At 56.5% G+C, this 4,262-nt stretch carries 3 protein-coding genes; 1 reads left to right on the forward strand and 2 read right to left on the reverse strand.

All coding sequences use genetic code 11. The features are described 5' to 3' along the window. Window positions 1–189, reverse strand: a 189-nt coding sequence (locus VI25_RS22430) for an RICIN domain-containing protein (RefSeq protein ID WP_161807033.1), incomplete at its 3' end; no start/stop codon positions are given. Continuing rightward, window positions 180–2,681, reverse strand: a complete 2,502-nt coding sequence (locus tag VI25_RS22435) for an RICIN domain-containing protein (protein ID WP_082455819.1) — start codon at window positions 2,679–2,681, stop codon at window positions 180–182. The genes VI25_RS22430 and VI25_RS22435, both read right to left, overlap by 10 nt. Before the next feature lie 936 nt (window positions 2,682–3,617). On the opposite strand from VI25_RS22435, the gene VI25_RS22440 reads away from it, so the two are divergent. Continuing rightward, window positions 3,618–4,262, forward strand: a 645-nt coding sequence (locus VI25_RS22440) for a family 43 glycosylhydrolase (RefSeq protein ID WP_201783386.1), incomplete at its 3' end; no start/stop codon positions are given.

Here is a 4,262-nt window from a genome sequence, read left to right on the forward strand (position 1 = left end):
CAGCAGGTAGTAGCCGCTGCCCACCTCGCGCAAGGCCCAGAAGGCGTTGAAGCTGGTGGTGCCATTGCCGTATTGGCCGCAGTTGTCACCGTTGGTGGTGCGGCCCATGCCATCCAGAAACAGGCCGGTGGTGCGGTTGGCTAGCTGGTAGTAGGTGCTGCTTGGCGCCGCTAGAGTGGCTACTTCCACTGGGGCCAGCGCATAGTTATACACCCGCACCTCATCAAGACGGCCGCTGAATAATGCGTCATTGAACTGGCTGCGGCTAGGTAGTTGAGTACCGGCTTGAAGTCGATTGGCCGAATGGTAACGTTAACCGACTCGGCCACCTTTTGCCCGTTTACAAAGATTCGTGCGCCATTAGCTCCCAGGGTCACGGCTACGTGCGCCCAGGTATTAATAGCCAAGGCTGGGGCATCGAGCGTTTGCTCGGCCCCGCCGTTGCGAATGCCCAAGCGCAAGTTGCCCGCCCCGTTGTTGGGGGTTAGAAACAGGTATTGCGACTGGTCGTTGCCGAAATCGAAGATGCGCTGCCAAGCGTTGCCGCCGTTCCAATACACCCAAGCCGCCACGGTTATCTCCGACTGGTTGGCTACGGTGGCTGGCAGCTGCACAAAGGCGTTCGCGCCGTTCAGCGCCAAAGCATTGGCTCCCACCTTGCCCGCTACAAATGAGGTGCCGCCGAAGGGGGCGCAACGGTTGCCGTTCACGGAGTTGTCCAGCGTGTTGCCGTCAAACTGCCACTGCGCCACTAAGTCGCGGGTGCCGGTGGTAGTGGCCGCTACCTGGCTCGAGTAGGCCGAGCGGTTAAGAGCATTATCAACAGCCTTCAGCTTGTAGTAATACTGCCCGCTGGTGGTAGCGGTATTGTCGATAAACGAAGTTCCGACCACGTTGCGGGCAATGGTATTGAACGGTCCGTTGGCTGCCTCGGCGCGGAAGATGGTATAGCCAGCCACATCCGTAGCGGAACTGGCCGCCCAGCTCAGGCGTACCGATTCGGGGTTGGCCGTAGCCACTAGGTTGGTGGGCGCGTCGGGGGCCGTAAACTCTACCGTGGTGCCTACCGGCAGCAAGCGCCACTGCTGGCTGGTGCTGGCCGTGTTTTTTTCCTGCTGCACCGCCGTCAGGCCATCCGCCGCAATGTCGAGTGCTTTGGTGCTGTGGCGGTTGCGGATGTAAAACCAGCCGTCGGCTGCGTAGTCCATGTACCACAACTGGTTGCCCGACTTATTGTCGTCGTAGGAAACGATAGGGGCAGCATTATTCAGCGAGTAGTCTTGTAAGTCCAGCGCCTTGCCGCTATTTACTGCCGTGACCGAGAAGTAGCTAAAGTCCCCCCCAATACGGGAGTCTACGGGCGTCACGTTGAACTGCTGCCAAGTAGCGCCCGTGTTGGTTCCCTGCTGAATAGCGGCCCCATTGGCTGTCGAGCCCCCGCTCACTTGCAGCACTTTGCCGCTAGCGCGGTTCACGAGCACATAGCGCCCGTTGGTAACGGGCTGTATGTCCTCGCCCCAGCTGATGTTGATTACGCGCTCGGCGTAGCGCTGGTCGTTGGTCATGTAGCCCGAGCCGCCGGGCAGCGTCAGCGAGTACTCCCGCTGCGGCCCGTAGCCTTCGTAATAGACGTCCCGGTCCTTGGCCACGTAGTTGTACGTAGTCGTAATAGCTTGCCGCTCCGATACCCCCCCAAACGCCTGCAGCTGCCCCGTGGTTTGGCGGTACACCGCGGCAGCGGTCCAATTTGGGCGGTGCTCGGCGTAGCCCAGGCGGGTTCCATTGCAGGCTTTCACAAACTCCCCGCGGGCCAAGTTGGCATAGCCCCAGTAAATACCGGCCTGCATACCATACTGCGCACCCACGATGCTCTCCATGATGTCGTGAACCTCGTCATTAGTGGCATAGTCGCCGTTGGCCCGCACCCTCTGGTAAAAATTGGCGTACGTATCGAAAATGCCGGCTAGCTGGTGGGTATTACCCTCGTTGAGGCCGGCGGGTTTCGAATAGTTGTACCAGCTGAGCGCAAAATCGTTATTGAGCGTATTTCCCCCGCAAAAGCGCAAGCCGCTCAACGCTGGCCGGGCTTTGCAGGCAGCAATAAAATCGTAGAAATTCTGCTGCGAAACCCCGGCGTATGCGGGGTCTGGCTCGTTGTAGCCCGTGATGGACACCACCTTGTGGCCAAAGCTCTCGATGTAATTCTTAGTTAATTCCATCAGCAACGCGTAGCGAGCGTAGCCCACGGCATCGCGCGAGTACCAGGCAATTTCCCCGCCGCCGGGGTTTAGCATAACCTGCAGGCTATGGCCGGCTGCCGCCACATGGTCGAGTCGCTCCTTCACCAAGGCTTTTTGTCTGGGCTGAAGGGCATTGCCGTACAACGTGTCAGTCGGGAAAGCAGGTATTCGCGTTATCTGCACATTGCTGGCCCCTAAGTAAGCGACCCCCGTTTGCCAGATGGCCGGGTTGGTCCAGCCGCCGGCATCCATGCCCCATATCATGGGCTTGGCCACGCCAGGGTCAGCCACGCTATACGGCACAAGCCGGTCGGGAATGGGCTGCGCAACCAGGGTGCTACTTGCGCTAGGCGTTTGGGCATGCAAGCCCGAAGAGAACAAAGGACCGACCAGCAGCAAGGCTCCAGCCGCCCTTGTAAGGAAGGGAAAACTTCTTTTCATACGAAAAGGATTGGGTGGGAGAATAAATTAAGAGCAGTAATAACCCGCCGGATGGCAGGCCACATTTGCTCCCCTTAGCAGAAAGCAGATGCGGTGTAAATCTATCCTGCGCCCCCATGACGCCTGCTTTGATTTTTCGGCTAAAAACCTGAAAAAAGCCGTCAGTTTCCCTTAGTTACACTCTTGAAAAAAACAGTATTTAGCTCACAAAAATCTGATAATCTTCAGTTTATTACCGTGCTAGGCTTCCCGTAAGAGGTAGCATCGGAGAAAAGGGCGAGCCACCCGGCTGGCTTACTTGAAGCGTGTTGAGTGATTAAAAAAGCTAGTTCAAACACAGTGTCAAAATTTGCTAATGGGCGTTGGTGGCCATGCCTCACAGTCATGATTCCATAGCCCAACCAAACAAAGGCTAACTCCGCAATGCGGAGCTAGGAAAGCTGTATTTTCTTTGTTCCGTAACTGCGGGGCGAAAAGAAGTATACACTCGTGCACACATTTCGCTTATAGCGAAACTAGCTTGTAGCTGCGTGCTTATGTTCACCGGATACTTGGATAGCTATTAGCTCGTGCAGTGAGTTGACCAGGCTTGGGCTGGTGAGCTGCATAGCACCCCACCAGCTGAACAGCGCCAAAGCCTTCTGGTAGTGCCTACCTAGCTTCTATTTTCCATGCGCTTTGCCTACCCACCGCTACTCGTTCTATTACTGCTAGGTGCTCAACCAAAGAGAGTAGAGCAAAAAATTAAATAGCCGAAAAGTCCTAATCAGCGGCCTACTGTAAGCTCAGTCTCCCAATATGTATCATCGCAACTCAAAGCGCAATGAATAAAAGCGGTCCACGTAAGTAGCTTTCTGATCGGCCATCAAAAGTACCCTGTTTGCTAACCCATTATTTATCAGAAAGCAACATGAATGTTGAGTTACTACCTTGCTTTTGCCGAAAACACCCCACTTCACTTACACCAGCCGCACCGAATTTTACACTATCTACCTACTGCTAGCTGTTGCCATTAAAGAAAGCATGCGCGTTCCTAAAGCGAAAGTCTTTGTGCTTGCGATACTGCTCGCTACCATGCGCATAAGCCTGCTGGCGCAGGTGCCGCCCCCATGGGGCGACTGGAACCGGTGGGGCGAGCAAGCAGATTCTACTTATTCTAACCCTATAATTCCGAGTGACTACAGCGACCTGGACTGCATCAAGGTGGGCGACGACTACTACGCCATTACCTCCACTTTCCAGTTCTCGCCCGGCCTCACCATCCTGCACTCGCGCGACCTAGTGAATTGGCAGTTTGCCGGGCACGCCGTAGCTGACCTCACCCAGATTGGCCCGGAGCTGAACTGGGACAAAATGAACCGCTACGGACGGGGCATCTGGGCCGGCACCATCCGGCACCACAACGGCCGCTTCTACATCTACTTTGGTACGCCCGAGGAAGGCTACTTCATGACCTCGGCCCCGCGCCCGGCCGGCCCCTGGGAGCGGCTGAGCCCGGTGCTGGCCGAGTCCGGCTGGGACGACTGCTCGGTGCTGTGGGACGAAAAAGGACAGGGTGGCTGGTGGGTACGCACTTCGCCG

Source organism: Hymenobacter sp. AT01-02 (assembly GCF_000961955.2).
Taxonomy (GTDB): domain Bacteria; phylum Bacteroidota; class Bacteroidia; order Cytophagales; family Hymenobacteraceae; genus Hymenobacter; species Hymenobacter mucosus.